Raw genomic sequence first — 17893 nt, 5'->3', positions numbered from 1 at the left:
TAAAGAAGAAAAATACTCTTAATTGGGGAGATGAGAGCTTATGTTAGGAGTAGCATTAGAAGGTGGAGGCGCAAGGGGTGCATTCCATGTTGGAGCTATTAAAGCCTTATTAGAGGAGGGGTATGAGATAGATGGAATAGTAGGAACTTCTATTGGGGCCTTTAATGCAGCTATGGTTGCTCAAGGAGATTTTGAAAAGTGTTTTGAAATGTGGAGCAATGTTACTCCACAACAACTATTTGATATAGAAGATAGGCATATGGCAAATGTAATAAATCGAAATCTTAATATAAAAACTATAACCTATTTTTCTAATGAAGCAAAAAAAATAATTACTAATAGAGGTATTGATACTGATAATTTAAGAAGAGTTGTAGATGAACTAATTGATGAAGAAAAATTAAGAAATAGTAATATGGATTTTGGCCTTGTTACAGTGGAATTGGGACCGTTAAGCCCGATAGAAGTCTTTAAAGAAGATATTCCAAATGGTAAAATAAAAGATTTTATAATGGCAAGTGCTAGATATCCAGGATTAAAAATGGAACCTTTAGATGGGAAGGCATACTTAGATGGAGGACTTTATGATAATTGTCCTGTAAGCCTTTTAGCAAAAAAAAATTATGATAAAATAATAGCCATAAGATTAAATTCTAGTAGAAAATTAAAACATATTGATGAAAGTGCAAATGTGGTTGAAATTCAGCCATCTATGGATTTAGGTGGAACTTTTATTTTTACAAAAGATTTAGCTCATAGAAATATTAAACTTGGCTATTATGATGCAATTAAGGCTATAAGAAAGTTAAAAGGAAGAGAATACTATATAGAGCCAATAGATGATGATTTAATTTTTAGTAAACTTTTGGAATTACCTAATGAATTGATTATAGATGTAGGAATAAGTATGGGATTAGAAGAAATTCCTCCAAAAAGAATGCTATTTGAATTTATATTGCCTAATTTATCAAAGTATTTTAATTTAAATAAAGAAGATAACTATCAAGATATTATTATTGCACTTTTGGAGAATATGGCAAAGGAAAGGGAAATAGAAAAATTTAAAATATATTCCTTATCAGATTTTTTTTATATGATAAAAGATAATGAAAAAGAAAGTAGTTTCCATAAAAAAGTTCAAATTAGTCTAAGGGGATTAAAAAGAAAAGCTATTGAAAATATTACTCAAGTAGATATGAATATAATAAATGAAAAATTATTATGCTTGCTTGAAGAGGAGGAATAAAAAAATAGATAAGTTTGTATTTTTCAAACTTATCTATTTTTTTATTTAAAAAGTGAAGAAAAGTTCCCACCGTATTCTACTCCAGTACTAAGACCTATATCTTCAAATATTTTTTTATTTATTTTAGTATCTTCTAGAAGTATATATACTTGACCATTTATAGTTTCCTTTACAGTAGATGTCATAGACCCCAGACTAGGTGCTTTTAACACTACAAAATCTTTTGGATTTGTATAAGTTTTAATGGTTAATTTAAGGTTATCTTTGATTACTATTAAAGCAATATCATCTCCAGAATTTTGTATATTAATTTTACTATGGTTAATTGTGGTAAAACTATAAAATTCATTTTCCAAAGTAAGACCTATAAGGAATCCCGTGAAATCCTTTATGGGAAATGGTATAGTTCCTACAGAACAAGTTATAGAAGCTTTTCTACTTTTAAAAGAGTTACTTTGAATCCATAACCAAGATTTTGGAAAGCTTTTACCCCAGTTTTTTTCAATATATACTTTTCCTGCTGTAAAATTCACATCTATGCCATTAATATTTAGCTCTCCAACAAGAGATCCATTTAAAGCGCATACATGAGAGTAGCACTCCATGAATTTTAAATAATTATAGAAACCCATACTACCAGGATTAACAATACTACCAGGCCATTTCACTAAATTTTTTAATATTAGATTACCATGAATATTTAGATCATTAGAATTTATAGAGAGACTTATGTTTTCTAAAGAAAAAATATTAGAATTAATACATACCCTAAATCTCTTATTATTATATCTAAAATCATTTACATCATAAGATAAATAATTAAAAGTAGATTCTTTTCCATTTAAAATTTGTATAAAAGAGTGATGCTCATTTTCATTATTGCCATAAGAAATACCAGGAATTATAGCAAGTTTATAATCATTTTTTTTGTCAACTATTTTAAAATACCATCCTTCAAAGAAGTTTTTGTTTTTGTGTTTTCCGTGATATAAATGGGGATTAAAAATTTCTTTCATAATATACCTCCTGCTTATATCATTATTAATATGAAAAATAAGAAAAAATATAACAAAAACAACAAATATCTTTAATATTTACAGGAAAAGTCTTATAAGTATATAAAAAATTTAATTATACGATAATACTTAATGGTATAATAAGTAGTGCAATAAAGAAAATGAAAAATAGGTGATATTAATGGAAAATACAATTAAGACAATAAATGAAATATGTAAAGATAATATAATAAAAGTCGTAATAAGTAATAAAAAGAATAAAGAGATAAAATACAATAAAATAGCTTTTCAGTTAAAAGAAAAAAATAATAAAGAATATTATCAAATAGAAAAATTTACAGACAAGCAAGTATTTCATGAAAATATAGAGATAAAAGACTTAAGTGATAAAATACTAGAATATATGAAGGAAAGCTTCAAACAATTAAATGCTTGGTCGAATAATACAACTTATGATGTAAAAATATCTAAAAAAGGTAAGTTGTTTTTAGGTAAAAAGAAAAATAATAACGAAAATGTAGTTAATAAAGGACATAACAAAGAAAAAAATTATATCCTTAAAGAAGGTATGCTTATTCAACCACTTATTGATCTAGGGATTTTCACTAAAGAGGGCAAAGTTGTAAATTCAAAATATGACAAGTATAAGCAAATAAATAGATTTATTGAAATAATAGATGATGAAATTAAGAAAAATGATTATGAAGAATTAACAATATTAGACTTTGGTTGTGGAAAATCATATTTAACTTTTGTTCTTTATTATTATTTCGTAGAAATTAAAAAGATAAATGTAAAAATGATAGGATTGGATTTAAAAGAGGATGTAATAAGAAAATGTAATGAAATATCAAAAAAATACAAGTTTGATAATTTACATTTTGAGCTGGGAGATATAAATGGTTTTAAGTATAATAATAAGGTAGATATGGTTATTACACTTCATGCCTGTGATACAGCAACAGATTATGCACTATACAATGCAATCAAGTGGAATGCAAAAATGATATTTTCTGTGCCTTGTTGCCAACATGAATTTAATCATCAAATGAAGGCTGAAAACTTAGAAATTTTAAATAAGTATGGAATCATACAAGAAAGAGTAGCAGCTCTTATGACAGATTCAGTGAGAGGTAATTTGTTAGAATGTGTAGGGTATAAGACTCAATTATTAGAGTTTATAGATATATCTCATTCACCTAAAAATATTTTAATAAGAGCATCAAAGTCAAATTTATCAAAAGATAAAAAACAAAAATGTCTACAACAAGTTCAAATATTAATGAAAGAGTTTAATTTTAAACCCACTTTATATAATTTACTAAAAGAAGATAACTTAATTTAGATACAAAAGCTCAAGGGCTGTGGCTCTTGAGTTTTATAAATGTAATAAACAGTTTGCTTAAAAATTTACTTATGTTATAATTTAAAGAATTATATTTTATTATATAATTTTGAAGGGAGAAAGTTCATGAAAATATTGAGATTATTATTTAGCAGAATGGTAATTATTGGGTTGATGATTGCTATTCAATTTGGAATATTTCTATTTTTATTAATAAAATTTAGTCATTTTTCAGCAATAGCATCTATTATGTGTACTGCCATAAGTGCTTTAGTAGTACTATGGATTATAAATAAAAGTGATAATCCAGCCTATAAATTAGCTTGGATTATACCAATATTAATTTTTAATATAGCAGGAGGGATATTATATCTTATACTAGGTAATAAAAAACCTTCCAAGGAGATGAGACATCGTCTAGAGAAAGTTCAGGAAAAAACAAGTAAATACTTAAAACAAAATAAAGATATAGCAGAAGAAGTCAAAAAAGAAAATAAAACAGTCTATGGTCATATGAATTATATAAACAACTCAGCTGGTTATCCTATGAACAAAAACACAGAGGTTAAATACTATAGTGTTGGAGAGGATAACTATGAGGATTTAATTAAAGAACTAAAAAAAGCAAAAAGATATATATTTATGGAATACTTCATTATAGAAGAAGGTAAGATGTGGGATGGTATTTTGGAAATACTAGAACAAAAAGCTAAAGAAGGATTAGACGTAAGACTTATGTACGACGATATGGGTTGTATATCTCTTCTTCCATATGGATATGATAAAATTTTAGAGAAAAAGGGAATAAAATGTATTGCTTTTAATCCTTTTAAACCTTTATTATCTCTTGTTATGAATAATAGGGACCATCGTAAGATCACAGTAATAGATGGACATACAGGCTTTACTGGTGGTATAAATTTAGCTGATGAGTATATTAATCAAAAAGTTAGATTTGGTCATTGGAAAGATACAGGGGTTATGTTAAAAGGACAAGGTGTATGGAACTTAACTATGATGTTTTTAGAAATGTGGAACTCTACTAGACAAACAGATGGAGACTTTTCTATTTATAAGCCAGAAGTACACCAATTAGAAACTACAGTAAGTGATGGATTTGTACAACCTTATGGAGATTCACCTTTAGATGAAGAGGTTGTAGGTGAAAATGTATATTTAAATATTATAAATAGTGCAAAAAACTATGTATATATTTTTACACCATATTTAATTATTGATAATGAAATGATGACAGCTCTTTGTTTAGCTGCTAAAAAGGGAGTAGATGTAAAAATAGTAACGCCAGGGATCCCAGATAAGAAGACCGTATTTAAACTTACAAGATCTTATTATCCTCAATTAATAAGAGCTGGTGTAAAAATTTATGAATATACACCAGGATTTATTCATGCTAAAGTATTTGTTTGTGATGATGAAATTGCAACAGTAGGTACAATAAATATGGACTATAGAAGTTTATATTTACATTTTGAATGTGGTGTGTATTTATACAAATGTAAGTGTTTAAACGATATTAAAGAAGATGCATTAGATACAATTTCTAGAAGTAGAGAGTTTACTGAAGAAGATATAAGAGCTGGAAGAAGATATGCTCTATGGCAAGCTATACTTAGAGTGTTTGCACCACTTATGTAGTAATTATAAATTGATAAATAAGTAAAATAATTTTATTCTAAAACTAAGAAATATAGTGAAATACATTAAAGTAGGATAACTATTTGTGATTTATAAATAGTATTTAAATTAGGGTATATGTGATAAAAAGCTATAAATAATAAATTTAATATTTATTATTTATAGCTTTAATTTTTGCCTCAATTATACTTCGGTAAGGTAATTTTTCCATTTTTTATTAAAGCTAATAAGTAAATTGCTTCTTGTCGAGCATAAATATCATATATTGTATCAGTATCATAATCAAGTACCATTTTTAATGCATCAAGAACTCTATTTCCTTTAATTATTTTTAATAACGATTCAACTCTAATATAAATATCTAAAATATTTTCATCAATTAATATAGGGTCATATCTATGTATATCAGTTGTAAATTCATTTTTAGTTTGTCTGTTAGATAGAAAACTTAAATTATTTAGAAAAGTTTCCATATATAAACCAACAAACCAAGGACTGGCACTTTCAAAATTTTCAACTAATTCATCATCACTTAGATGTAAATTATTCATATTAGCACCTCCAATATATTATTAATTATAGGATTTACTATAAATTAATATTTACATACATGTAAATGATGGTAATATTATGGAACCAAAACTTACAAAATAATAGAGTGAGTAATTGTGAAGAATAATCTCAAAAGCATAATAGGAGGTTTTTTATGACGAATAAAATTGTAAATCTAAATGCAAGAGAAGCTTTAAATCAAATGAAGGTGGAAATTGCAAAGGAATTAGGTATGGAACTTGATATGTCAGGAGGAGATAAAACTTCTTATGTTAACGGTAAGAAAGGTGGAGATCTAGGAGGGTTAATGAGTAAAACTTTGGTAAATATGGGAAAAGAGGAATTAATTAGACAATATTATAAAAAATAGATAAAAAGACTGCATATGTAGTCTTTTTTATTACTTATATGCTAATATATAGTTACATAGAGGTTTATAGAGCAAACTGCAGCTCTGATAAATATAATAAATAACATATTGGGTGAAAATAAATAGAAAATTATACATAAAAAAAATATAATAAAAAAAAAGGGAAAATATGTAGAAAATTTCTATATTTGTGTTACAATTTTCTTGTAATAGTTAAATTAAAGGAGAAAATTATGTTACATACGTCACTGGATTATATTTTAGTTAGAAGTTTTCCGGAGTGTGCGATAATGCTACTAGTAGGATGTTACTTTTTAAATCTAAAAATATCAATAGGAACTTTATGCAAAAAGACATTAATGTTAGGAATAATTCAGTCGTTTATTAGAATGCTTCCAATTAGTTTTGGCATACACACGATTATAGGAATGGCTCTTGTTTTATTTATATTAGTAGATGTATCTAAAAATAGTTTTATGAACTGTATAATGGCATTGTGTAAGCTATTTTTATGTTTAATATTTAGTGAGTTTATTTATATAAGTTTATTAACAAAAGTATTTAACGTTTCTAGAAATGCTTTAGTAAATATTATACTTTAATGGGTGCATTTTATACATTGCCATCTCTTATAATACTTGTTCTTTTAGCTTTTGTAATAGAATTTATCATGAAAAAACTTCAAGGGGGGAGTATAGTTAAACATAATGAATAGTATAACTGAAAATCTTTCTGACAAGATTGCCTTTAGATTATGTGGGTCTAAAGATAAGTCAAGTGATGAGTTTGAAGTATTAAAATATGGAGTTTTTGCATTTTTACATATATGCATGGCAGCAATACTAACTATCTTATTTGGAATTTTAACGAGTACATTATTTCAAATAGTTATAATATCTTTAGTAGCTGGGTTTATGAAAAGAAACTCTGGAGGGATACATTGTTCAAGTCCAAATAGATGCTTAATAACAGGAATAATATTATCATATATTTTTGCTCTAACAGGTAGGTTTTTGATAAATGGAAAATTAGGAGTGCTATACTCAATAGATATAATTATATTAATTCATTCTTTTATTATTTTATACAAAAAATGTCCTGTGCCATCAGAGAATAAACCATTAAAAAAAGAAGCGATAAGGAAAAAATTAAGAAAAAACTCATTTTGTATATATTTTGTGTGTATAGTATTATTTATATTTAATGTATTGTTAAATTTGTTAAATGTAAATTTGAATTTGAATTCATTAGTGTTATGTATATCTTTAGGTATATACATGCAAATGTTATCCTTAACAATTGTAGGAAGCAAATCTATATTATTTATAGATAAGGTTTTATTAAAGTTTAAAATTTAGATTGTGATATTAACGAAGTATGTGTTAATATAAAAATTATTACAAAGGAGATGTAACGATGGGAGTATTAGCGAATTTTTTCACTAAAATTGCAAAAAATACAAGTACATATTGTTTTGCAATATTCTTTGAGCCTGAAGTTCCAAAATCTTTAAGAGAAGAGTAATAGGTTAAAGGACCATAGGAAAATATTCTTATGGTTCTTTTGATATGTTATTTTTATAGTAATTATTTAATATATAGGTGAATACATATGAACGAATTTGATTATGAAAGACGATTGAAAATATTAGAAATTTTAGTTGGGTTAAAATTTTTATATATTATATTAGCAACTTTAAATATTATAAGCTATTACAATATAGCGCTAGATATGGATAATATACTTCTTGTAATTGTTTTAGCCTGTTGTATAGCACCATTTATGATATTTTGTTCAAAAATGATGTATGGAGATACAGAAAAAAGTTTCTTTAATATGCCAACAATTTACAATGTAATAGAAGTTTTGATATTATTAGGCTTATTTATTATTTTAATGTCGAAAACAGGAGGGTCAAATAGCTCTTTTAAATATATCAGTACAATTATAATATTAATATGTTCTATACAATATAAGAGAGAAATAAGTTTTGCTATAACTGTAGCTGTATCATTGATAATACTTGCATTTAACCTAATAAATGTAGATTATACACCTCTAGTTAGTTATATGGATACAGCAAGACATTTTGAAGGGGATATAATATTAGTAAGCTCCTTATTAATAACATCTTTTATTCTTTCTTTATACATTAATATTGAAAATGATTATAATTTAAAATTAAAAGAATTAGCAGTAAAGGATGGACTTACAGGTTTGTTAAACCATAGAAGTTTTCAAGACGTATTAGACACATACATAACTAATTCACAAAAAGAGGATAAAGAAGTTTCATTGTTATTTATGGATATAGATAATTTTAAAAATTATAATGATATAAATGGACATCAAAAAGGAGATTGGCTTCTTACAAGATTAGGTGAAATATTAAGAAATACTGTTGATGATTTAGGTGTAGTTGCCCGTTATGGTGGAGAAGAATTTGCTATAATTCTGTATAACCAAACAGAAGAAGCTGCATTGAATTTAGGAGAATTAATACGTCAAAATATACAACAAACACACTTTACAGGTCAAGAACTTCAACCTAATAAGCATATAACAGTGTCTATTGGTGTATCAACTTATCCAAAGGTGGCTAAAAATAAAAAGCAATTAATTGAACTTGCAGACAATGCTTTATATAGAGCAAAATCTTTTGATAAAAATCGCGTGGAAAGATATTATAATATATTAGATGAAATAGACAGTAGTATTGATAAAAAGGCATTAGAGTCTATTGCTAGTATGTTAAATAAAATAAATAAAAAAGATAAATATACTTATGGCCATTCAGAAAGAGTAGTTATTTATGCTAAGAAGTTTGCTATGTATTTGAATATGGACGAACAGTCTAAAAAAGAGTTACTTTTAGCAGCTTACTTGCATGATATAGGAAAGTTAGAAATATCAAAAGAGCTATTAAATAAAAGAGAAAAATTATCTGAAAGTGAATTTAATGTTTTAAAACAACATCCAACTCTAGGTGCTGACTTAGTAAGTAATATACAAGCCTTTAATGCTGTGGTGCCTGTAATAAAGTATCATCACGAAAAATATGATGGAAGTGGATATCCTAATAATGTAAAAGGAGATGAAATTCCTTATTTAGCTAGAGTATTAACGATAATAGATAGCTTTGATGCTATGACATCAAAAAGACCTTATAATATAAGAAAAGACTATAATCAAGCAATTATAGAGTTGAAAAAATGTGCGGGAACTCATTTTGATGTGGAATTAGTATCTAAATTTATAGATATGCTTCAAAATGATATGATAAAGAAAAAGGAACCTGAGTGTTTAAAGAATATTTTACCGTTAATGAACGATGTAAATAGAAGTGCATAATAAAAAGCTTTCTAAGAACAATATGATTTTTAGAAGGCTTTTTATATTGTTTATTAATATGTTTTTGCTACAATTAAATTAAGTTTAGATTGTAAAAATATATTCAAAGGGGATAGAAAAATGGGAGATTTAGGAGTTAAATGCATGTTTGAATCAAATGAACAATTGATGAATAATATTAAAAATATATTAGATACATTACAACACAAAGATTGCAATGTTGAAATAGACAAACTATATGAAAGTTTCATAAATGACATATATGAAAATATATATACATCGAAAGAAAGCAAAAAAATATTAACTACACTATATTATTCATTAGAAATGATAAAAGAAAATCTAGACAATAATAACTTTATTAGAGAGGAAGATTTTTTCGGAGAAAATTTAAGCAACCAATGTTTTGCTGAAGAGATAATAAATGGAATCCTTATATCTTCTAAAGACGAACATGAGGAAAGTAAGTTAAAATATTATGGATATTTACTTGGAAATATAATGTTTAAGAATGATTTAAATAGAGATGAATGCAATAGATTAATAAAATTATCTAGACAATTAACTTATTGTCAGATTAAATTAATTAACATGTATGTAATCTCACAGACTATTCAAATTCCAATATTACAGAGAGAAGACTATACTAAGTTAGGTATAAGAGACTATAAACTATTAGGAATTTTACAGGATACTTTGGATATGATACAAAAATCAATACTAAATGGAAGTGGAAAGTTAGTACTAGATGTTGTTCAAATAAATCCGTCAAAGATAAAGGTTCAAGGAGTGGGAACATTACTATATAATTGTATGTCTTTAAATAAAATGCCCTATGATGAACTGGAAGATATGTTAGATCTATTGTCTAAATAAAAATTATATTATAAATAAGTGCTCATTGTGGGCACTTATTTTGTTTGAAATTAAATAAATTGGGTAAATTATATATGATATAATTGTAAAAAAAAATAAATATAAATATAAAAAATAATAGTGCAAACGGTTGCATTAAAATATTGACATGACTATTCAAGCTATGATAGTATCATTATAGAAATTAAGGTAAACTATATATGATTGTGTAAAAAATTATATAATATTAAATAAGGGAGAGGCCGAAATTAATGAAAGACAAAATATTTGGTGTTTTACAACGTGTAGGTAGATCGTTTATGCTACCAATAGCTATTTTACCAGTAGCAGGTTTATTTTTAGGAATTGGTGGATCATTCACTAATGAAACAATGCTAAATGCTTATGGTCTAATGGGTGTTATGGGACCAGGTACACCTATAAATGCATTCTTAACAGTATTAAGTAATGCAGGAGATATTGTATTTGCAAATTTACCATTATTATTTGCAATGGGTGTTGCAATAGGTATGGCTAAAAAAGAAAAAGAAGTAGCTGCTTTATCTGGAGCTATAGCATTCTTAATTATGCATGCTTCTATAGGCGCACTGATAAACATTAATGGTGGAACAGAAGCTATGCTAGCTGGTTCTACAGCAAGTGTATTAGGTATAAATTCACTTCAAATGGGTGTATTTGGAGGTATGATAGTAGGACTTGGTGTAGCAGCTCTACATAATCGTTTCTACAAAATTGAGTTACCTCAAGTATTATCATTCTTTGGTGGAACAAGATTTGTTCCTATTATATCTGCAATAACTTATTTATTTGTTGGGATATTAATGTTCTATATATGGCCAAATGTGCAAAGTGCTATTTATTCAGTTGGTAATATAGTACAAAGCTCAGGATATGCGGGAACTTGGGTATATGGATTTATGGAAAGAGCCTTAATACCATTTGGACTTCATCATGTATTCTACTTACCATTCTGGCAAACTGCTGTTGGTGGTACTGCAATGGTAGGAGGACACTTAATAGAAGGTGCACAAAATATATTCTTTGCACAACTAGCAGATCCATCTACTGTACAGTTTAGTGTAGAAGCTACTAGATTTATGTCTGGTAAATTCCCACTTATGATATTTGGTTTACCAGGTGCAGCACTTGCAATGTATAAATGTGCTAAACCAGACAAACGTAAAGTTGTCGGAGGATTATTATTATCAGCAGCATTAACAGCAATGTTAACAGGTATAACTGAGCCAATTGAATTCACATTCTTATTTGTTGCTCCAATATTATATGTAATACATTCAGTACTTGCAGGAGCCGCTTATATGATAATGCATATACTAAATGTTGGAGTAGGCATGACTTTCTCTGGAGGTCTAATAGATTTAACATTATTTGGTGTGTTACAAGGAAATGCTAAAACTCATTGGTTAAATATAATATGGGTTGGTTTAATATACTTTGCAGTTTACTATTTCTTATTTACTTTCTTAATTAAGAAGTTTAATTTTAAAACTCCTGGTAGAGATGATGACGAAGAAGAAGTAAAATTATATACAAGAGCAGATGTAAATGCTAAAAAAGAAGGAAGTTCAGCGAACTCATCAAATCAAGATGATAGGATATCAGCTATGATATTAAAAGGTTTAGGTGGACGAGATAATTTAAGTGATTTAGACTGTTGTGCTACAAGACTTCGTGTTACTGTAAAAGATTCTTCTAAAGTGAGTGAGTCTTTACTAAAATCAAGTGGAGCAGCAGGTGTTATAATAAAAGGTAATGGAATACAAGTTATATATGGACCAAGAGTTACAGTTATAAAATCAAACTTAGAAGATTTTATAGCAAGTGGTGTTAATCTTGAGGTTGCAGCAGACTTAGATGTAGTAGATACTAAGGAAGAAAAAAAAGAAGATAAGGTTGAAAATAATTCTATAATTGTGGCACCTATAGAAGGTAATGCAATATCTTTAGAGGAAGTCGGAGACGGAGTATTCTCTGAAGGTATGTTAGGAAAAGGTGTTGCAATAGAGCCAGCTGTTGGTAGAGCAGTATCACCAGTGGATGGAGTAGTTTCAACAGTATTTGATACAAAACATGCAGTGGGATTAACTTCTGACAATGGTGTAGAAGTATTAATACACATAGGATTAGATACTGTTAAATTAAATGGTAAGCATTTTACTACTCATGTTAAAGCAGGAGATCAAGTTAAGGCAGGAGATCTTTTAGTAGAATTTGATATAGAAAAAATAAAAGAAGCTGGATATCCAACAGTTACGCCTGTAATAGTAACTAATACAGATAGTTATGAAGATGTAGAAGCTATAGCTAAAGGTTCAGTAAAAGAAAAAGATAAATTGATATCAGTTAAATAGCTTATAAAGATGTAGGTTTGAATACCTACATCTTTTTTATATGTAAAATATAAAAGTATAAAATTTATTAGTAAAAGTATAAACAGATTTAATTATTTAGCGTAAAAAAGAATAAATAAGGGTATAAACTGTATTGAATAAAAATATATATTAAATAAAGTTTGCAAAATGACGTATTTAAATTCAAAAAAATGAAAAAATGTTCATAAAATATGTTTTTTATATATACTATTTTTACAAATTATTTTATAATATAGTTAAATAATAGTAATATATTGGAGGATAAATGTAATGACTTTTAAATCAGATATAGAAATAGCGCAGGAATCAAAACCTCTACATATTAGAGAAATCGGTAAAAAATTAGGCTTAAATGAAGATGAATTAGAATTTTATGGGAAATATAAGGCTAAGATTGACTATAATTTATTAAAAACACATAAAAAAGATAAAAATGCCAAGTTAATTTTAACTACAGCAATAAATCCAACTCCAGCTGGAGAAGGAAAGACCACAACAACAATAGGTTTAGCAGATGGTTTACAAAAAATTGGTAAAATATCAATTGTTGCATTACGAGAACCTTCCTTAGGGCCTGTGTTCGGAATAAAAGGTGGAGCAGCTGGTGGAGGTTATGCTCAAGTTATACCAATGGAAGATATAAACTTACACTTTACAGGAGATTTTCACGCAATAGGAGCAGCAAATAATTTATTAGCAGCAATGATAGACAACCACATACATCAAGGTAATAAGTTAAATATTGATCCAAGAACTATAACTTGGAGAAGATGTGTAGATATGAATGATAGACAATTAAGAAATATAGTTTGTGGTATGGGGAGAAAAGTTGATGGCATAGTTAGGGAAGACGGATTTGATATAACTGTAGCATCAGAAGTTATGGCAGCTTTCTGCTTAGCCAATAATATTAGTGAATTAAAAGAAAAGTTAGGAAATATAATTATTGGATATACTTATGGAAATTTACCTATAACAGCTAAAGAATTAAATGCTAATGGAGCGATGGCAGCTTTATTAAAAGATGCTTTAAAGCCTAACCTAGTTCAAACTTTAGAAGGAACACCAGCGCTTGTTCATGGAGGACCATTTGCTAATATAGCACATGGATGTAACTCTATAATAGCTACAAAAATGGCTATGAATTTTGCAGATTACGTTGTAACAGAAGGTGGATTTGGAGCAGACTTAGGAGCAGAAAAATTCTTAGATATAAAATGCAGAATGGCAGATATAAAACCAGATGCAGTAGTAATTGTAGTTACTGTAAGAGCTTTAAAATATAATGGTGGTGTGGATAAATCTAACTTAAATGATACAAATTTAGAAGCCTTAGAAGCTGGACTACCAAATTTATTAAAGCATGTGGAAAATATTACAAAAGTATTTAAATTACCTGCAGTTGTTGCAATTAATGAATTCCCAACAGATAGTCAAGAGGAAATTGATTTAGTAAAAGAAAGATGTAATGATTTAGGTGTAAATGTGGTTTTATCACAAGTATGGGCAAAAGGCGGAGAAGGTGGAGTAGACCTTGCTAAAGAAGTGGTAAGACTTTGCCAAGAGGAAAATAATTTTGAATATGCTTATTCACTAGAAAGAAGTATAAAAGAAAAAATAAATGAAATAGCTACTAAAATATATGGAGCTGAATGTGTAGACTTTACTAAAGAAGCAGAAAAGGAAATTGCTAATTTAGAAAAATTAGGATTTAGTAATCTTCCTATATGCATGGCAAAAACTCAATACTCATTAACAGATGATCCTTCGAAATTAGGAAGGCCAGAACATTTTAGAATAACAGTTAGAAAAATTAATATAAGTGCTGGAGCTGGATTTATAATAGCTTTAACAGGAGATATTATGAAAATGCCAGGATTACCTAAAATGCCAGCAGCTGAAAGAATAGACATTGATGAAAATGGTGTAATAGTTGGATTATTCTAAATTAGATAAGCTTATTACAAAAATCCTAAAAAATAATTTTAACCAAATATTTAAGGTTGAACTCTTATAGAGTTCAACTTTTTTGTTTAAACTTATAAAGAATTATAAGTAATATGGTATACTTTTTATATTAATATTATTTAAAAAAGTAGGTATATTACACTAAAATTTTTAATAATTATTATATATTAAAGAGTTGTAAATAGGAGGGTTTTAAATGGCAGGTATAATAACAAGATTCAAAGACATTATGTCTTCAAACATTAATGCATTATTGGATAAGGCAGAAGATCCATCAAAAATGATTGATCAATACTTAAGAAATTTAGAATGTGATTTGGGAAAAGTTAAATCTGAAACTGCATCTGTAATGGCTGAAGAAAAAAGAGCTAAAAGAGAGTTAGATGAATGCAATGAACAGATAAATAAAATGCAAAAATATGCTGAGAAAGCTTTAATAGCAGGAAATGAATCTGATGCAAAACTGTTCTTGGAAAAGAAAACCCAATTATCTAAAAATCAACAAAGTTTACAACAATCTTATGATATAGCTACGGATAATGCTACAAAAATGAGAAGCATGCATGATAAACTTGTTAAAGATATAGGTGAATTAAATTCAAGAAGAGACCAATTAAAAGCTAAGTTAGCAGTTGCTAAAACACAAGAGAGATTGAATAAGATTGGCTCAAGTGTGAATGGAGCCAAAGGAAATTTATCTGCTTTTGATAAAATGGAAGATAAAATAAATAAACAGTTAGATGAAGCTAATGCAATGGCTGAATTAAATTCTTCAAAAGAAGAAGAAAGCATAGAAGATTTAATGAGCAGATATGATGATAATAAAGAGAGTGATTCTGAAGTGTATGATGAATTACAAGCTTTAAAAAACAAATTAGGATTATAAAATTTTTAAAAGATTATGTTTTATGGGGGTGATTTTTATAAGTAAGTCTTATTATTGTGAAGGATGTGGGGGAGTTATGGAATTTAATGCCACGGCTCAAGCCTTAAAATGTCCTAACTGTGGCACTGAAGTTAAAATAGAAAATAATCCAGAGGATGTTATAGAACATAATCTTGATATTCATGCAATTAAGACAATAAAAGTAGAGGAAAAAACTTCTACAAGTATGGAATGTGAAGGATGTGGAGCTAGAGTAGAAGTTGATGCAACTAGTACAGCTACTACTTGCCCATACTGTGGATCACACTATGTTTTATCTCAAAAACAAATTGAATCCATAATTCCAGATGGTGTAATTCCTTTTAAAATAGATAAGTACGATGTAGAATCTATATTTAGTCTATGGATAAAAAAAAGATGGCTTGCTCCAAATGTTTTAAAAACTTTATATCAAAAGGATAAGGTTCAAGGAATGTATATGCCTTATTGGACATTTGATGCAGATACAAGTACTAACTATACTGCAATGGGTGGAATCGATTATAAAGTGGAATATGAAGATAGTGAAGGTGAAAAACATACAAGAATAGAAACCAATTGGTATCCTACTAGTGGGCATATAAATCATTTTTTTGATGATGTTTTAGTTAGAGCATCAAATAAATTAAGTGAGAATCTTTTAGGGTGGATTGAACCATATAATACAAAGGATGTGGCATCATATTCACCAGATTATATGTCAGGCTATTGCTCAGAAATATATACTGTAGATTTGAAGGATGCCCACATTGATGCCATGAATAAAATGAGAATAGATATTCATTATATGGCTGAAAGAGATGTGTTAAGACGATATGATAGAGTTCGTTCAGTAAGACTTTATACTTCTTACTCAGATGAAACATATAAACATATTTTTATACCTGTTTACTCAACTGCTTATACATACAAAGATAAACAATATAATGTTTTAATAAATGGAGAAACTGGGAAAATTAAAGGTGAATACCCAAAGAGCCCTGTTAAAATCGCAGCCATAATTATAGTAATATTAGGTATATTATTTGGAATTTATTTAGCATCATCAGATGATGATGTGAGCTATAATGATGATAAAAAAATTCAGTATAGTGAATTAGTTAAAGGTGAAACTGTTTCTTCCTTGGAAGAAATAATGTTTTAGGAGGTTAGTATTATGGGACTATTTAGCAACCAATTTTCCAATGTAGTTGAATGGGAAGAATTTAGAGATGATATGCTATTTTGGAAATGGGACAATAAAGAAATAAAAAAAGGTAGTAAACTAGTTGTTAGAATGGGGCAAGATGCTATCTTTATGTATAATGGTAAAATCGAAGGAATTTTTAAAGATGAAGGAAGTTTCGATGTAGAATCGGAAATAATTCCTTTTTTATCAACATTAAAAGGATTTAGATTTGGATTTAATAGTGGCATTAGAGCTGAAGTTTTATTTGTTAATACAAAAGAATTAACAGTGAAATGGGGAACAAAAAATGCTATTAATATACCAGCACCAGGACTTCCAGGAGGAATGCCAATAAAATCTTTTGGTACATTCTGTTGTAAGATATCAGACTATGAAGTACTAATTGATAAAATTGCGGGTATTAAAAAACAATTTACCATAGAAGATGTAAAATCACGTATCATGTCTATGCTGGATCAAGTTATCATGAAATGGATAGTAAAAGAAGGTAAAGATATTTTTAATCTTCAAGCAAATGCATTTGAAATATCTAAGGGAATACAGGAAGACTTGGATATGGAAATGGAGAAGATAGGAATAGCCATTACAAACTTCACTATATCGAGTGTATCATATCCAAAAGAGATACAAGAAATGGCTACAAAAGCTGCATCTCATAGCATGATTGGTGATATGAATAAATATAATCAAGTTGCCATGGCAGATTCTTTATCAAAAGGTAGCTCTGGAGGTTCTATGGCTTCTGATATGGCAGGAATGCAAGTTGGAATGATGATGGGTCAACAAATGGTTGAGAATATGAATAAAAAGCCACAAAATAATGAAACTCAAGAAAGTTCATCTGGAGGAAAAAAACCTAACTTCTGTCCAAACTGTGGGACAAAAAATGAAGGCTCCAGATTCTGCCCAAATTGTGGAACAAAATTAGCATAATAATAAAAATATAAGTTATATATAACTTATATTTTTTTATTATTATCTATTTAATTCATGTACATATGGGAAA

The 17893-nt window shown here is 27.8% G+C and carries 16 protein-coding genes; 14 read left to right on the top strand and 2 right to left on the bottom strand.

The genetic code is table 11. The features are described 5' to 3' along the window. The first annotated feature begins 40 nt into the window (after nt 1–40). A complete protein-coding gene (locus TEGL_RS17745; RefSeq protein ID WP_018592158.1) occupies nt 41–1246 on the top strand; it encodes a patatin-like phospholipase family protein in 1206 nt (401 codons plus the stop codon). Between the two features lie 41 nt (nt 1247–1287). On the opposite strand, the gene TEGL_RS17740 is transcribed toward TEGL_RS17745, so the two are convergent. Beyond that, nucleotides 1288–2262, bottom strand: a complete 975-nt coding sequence (locus TEGL_RS17740) for a tocopherol cyclase family protein (RefSeq protein ID WP_018592159.1) — start codon at nt 2260–2262, stop codon at nt 1288–1290. A 181-nt stretch (nt 2263–2443) separates the two neighbouring features. Between TEGL_RS17740 and TEGL_RS17735 the strand changes: the two genes are divergently transcribed. Both TEGL_RS17735 and cls read left to right on the top strand, forming a co-directional pair. Then, nucleotides 2444–3607 (top strand): class I SAM-dependent methyltransferase, encoded by a 1164-nt coding sequence (locus TEGL_RS17735; protein ID WP_018592160.1) that lies wholly within the window; start codon nt 2444–2446, stop codon nt 3605–3607. A 126-nt stretch (nt 3608–3733) separates the two neighbouring features. Beyond that, nucleotides 3734–5263, top strand: a complete 1530-nt coding sequence (gene cls, locus TEGL_RS17730) for a cardiolipin synthase (protein WP_018592161.1) — start codon at nt 3734–3736, stop codon at nt 5261–5263. Between the two features lie 179 nt (nt 5264–5442). Here cls and TEGL_RS17725 read toward each other — a convergent pair whose 3' ends face one another. Next, on the bottom strand, nt 5443–5814 hold the full coding sequence (locus TEGL_RS17725) for a hypothetical protein (protein ID WP_018592162.1): 372 nt from the start codon (nt 5812–5814) through the stop codon (nt 5443–5445). 155 nt (nt 5815–5969) lie between these two features. Here TEGL_RS17725 and TEGL_RS17720 point away from each other — a divergent pair, with 155 nt between their 5' ends. The 11 genes from TEGL_RS17720 to TEGL_RS17670 all read left to right on the top strand — a co-directional run bounded on the left by TEGL_RS17720 (nt 5970) and on the right by TEGL_RS17670 (nt 17820). Beyond that, complete coding sequence (locus TEGL_RS17720) at nt 5970–6185, top strand: small, acid-soluble spore protein, alpha/beta type (RefSeq protein ID WP_018592163.1); 216 nt, start codon at nt 5970–5972, stop codon at nt 6183–6185. 233 nt (nt 6186–6418) lie between these two features. Then, complete coding sequence (locus tag TEGL_RS17715; protein WP_018592164.1) at nt 6419–6787, top strand: hypothetical protein; 369 nt, start codon at nt 6419–6421, stop codon at nt 6785–6787. A 105-nt stretch (nt 6788–6892) separates the two neighbouring features. Continuing rightward, nucleotides 6893–7543: an accessory gene regulator ArgB-like protein gene (locus TEGL_RS17710; RefSeq protein WP_018592165.1), complete on the top strand. Its 651-nt coding sequence runs from the start codon at nt 6893–6895 to the stop codon at nt 7541–7543. 58 nt (nt 7544–7601) lie between these two features. Further along, nucleotides 7602–7709 carry a cyclic lactone autoinducer peptide gene (locus tag TEGL_RS17705; RefSeq protein ID WP_018592166.1) on the top strand — a complete coding sequence of 36 codons (108 nt, stop codon included), beginning with the start codon at nt 7602–7604 and terminating at the stop codon, nt 7707–7709. A gap of 87 nt (nt 7710–7796) precedes the next feature. After that, nucleotides 7797–9536: a bifunctional diguanylate cyclase/phosphohydrolase gene (locus tag TEGL_RS17700; RefSeq protein ID WP_018592167.1), complete on the top strand. Its 1740-nt coding sequence runs from the start codon at nt 7797–7799 to the stop codon at nt 9534–9536. Between the two features lie 120 nt (nt 9537–9656). Continuing rightward, a complete protein-coding gene (locus TEGL_RS17695) occupies nt 9657–10412 on the top strand; it encodes a hypothetical protein (RefSeq protein WP_018592168.1) in 756 nt (251 codons plus the stop codon). Between the two features lie 251 nt (nt 10413–10663). Further along, nucleotides 10664–12784: a PTS transporter subunit IIABC gene (locus TEGL_RS17690; RefSeq protein WP_018592169.1), complete on the top strand. Its 2121-nt coding sequence runs from the start codon at nt 10664–10666 to the stop codon at nt 12782–12784. A 291-nt stretch (nt 12785–13075) separates the two neighbouring features. Beyond that, nucleotides 13076–14752, top strand: coding sequence for a formate--tetrahydrofolate ligase (locus tag TEGL_RS17685; RefSeq protein WP_018592170.1), 1677 nt, complete (start codon nt 13076–13078; stop codon nt 14750–14752). Between the two features lie 217 nt (nt 14753–14969). Then, nucleotides 14970–15659, top strand: coding sequence for a PspA/IM30 family protein (locus TEGL_RS17680; RefSeq protein ID WP_018592171.1), 690 nt, complete (start codon nt 14970–14972; stop codon nt 15657–15659). 76 nt (nt 15660–15735) lie between these two features. Further along, nucleotides 15736–16842: a hypothetical protein gene (locus TEGL_RS17675; protein WP_018592172.1), complete on the top strand. Its 1107-nt coding sequence runs from the start codon at nt 15736–15738 to the stop codon at nt 16840–16842. A 12-nt stretch (nt 16843–16854) separates the two neighbouring features. Further along, nucleotides 16855–17820: an SPFH domain-containing protein gene (locus TEGL_RS17670; RefSeq protein WP_018592173.1), complete on the top strand. Its 966-nt coding sequence runs from the start codon at nt 16855–16857 to the stop codon at nt 17818–17820. The last annotated feature ends 73 nt before the right edge of the window (nt 17821–17893 follow it).

The sequence above is a fragment of the Terrisporobacter glycolicus ATCC 14880 = DSM 1288 genome, assembly GCF_036812735.1.
Taxonomy (GTDB): Bacteria; Bacillota; Clostridia; order Peptostreptococcales; family Peptostreptococcaceae; genus Terrisporobacter; species Terrisporobacter glycolicus.
This window is presented reverse-complemented; position numbering and strand designations above follow the sequence as displayed.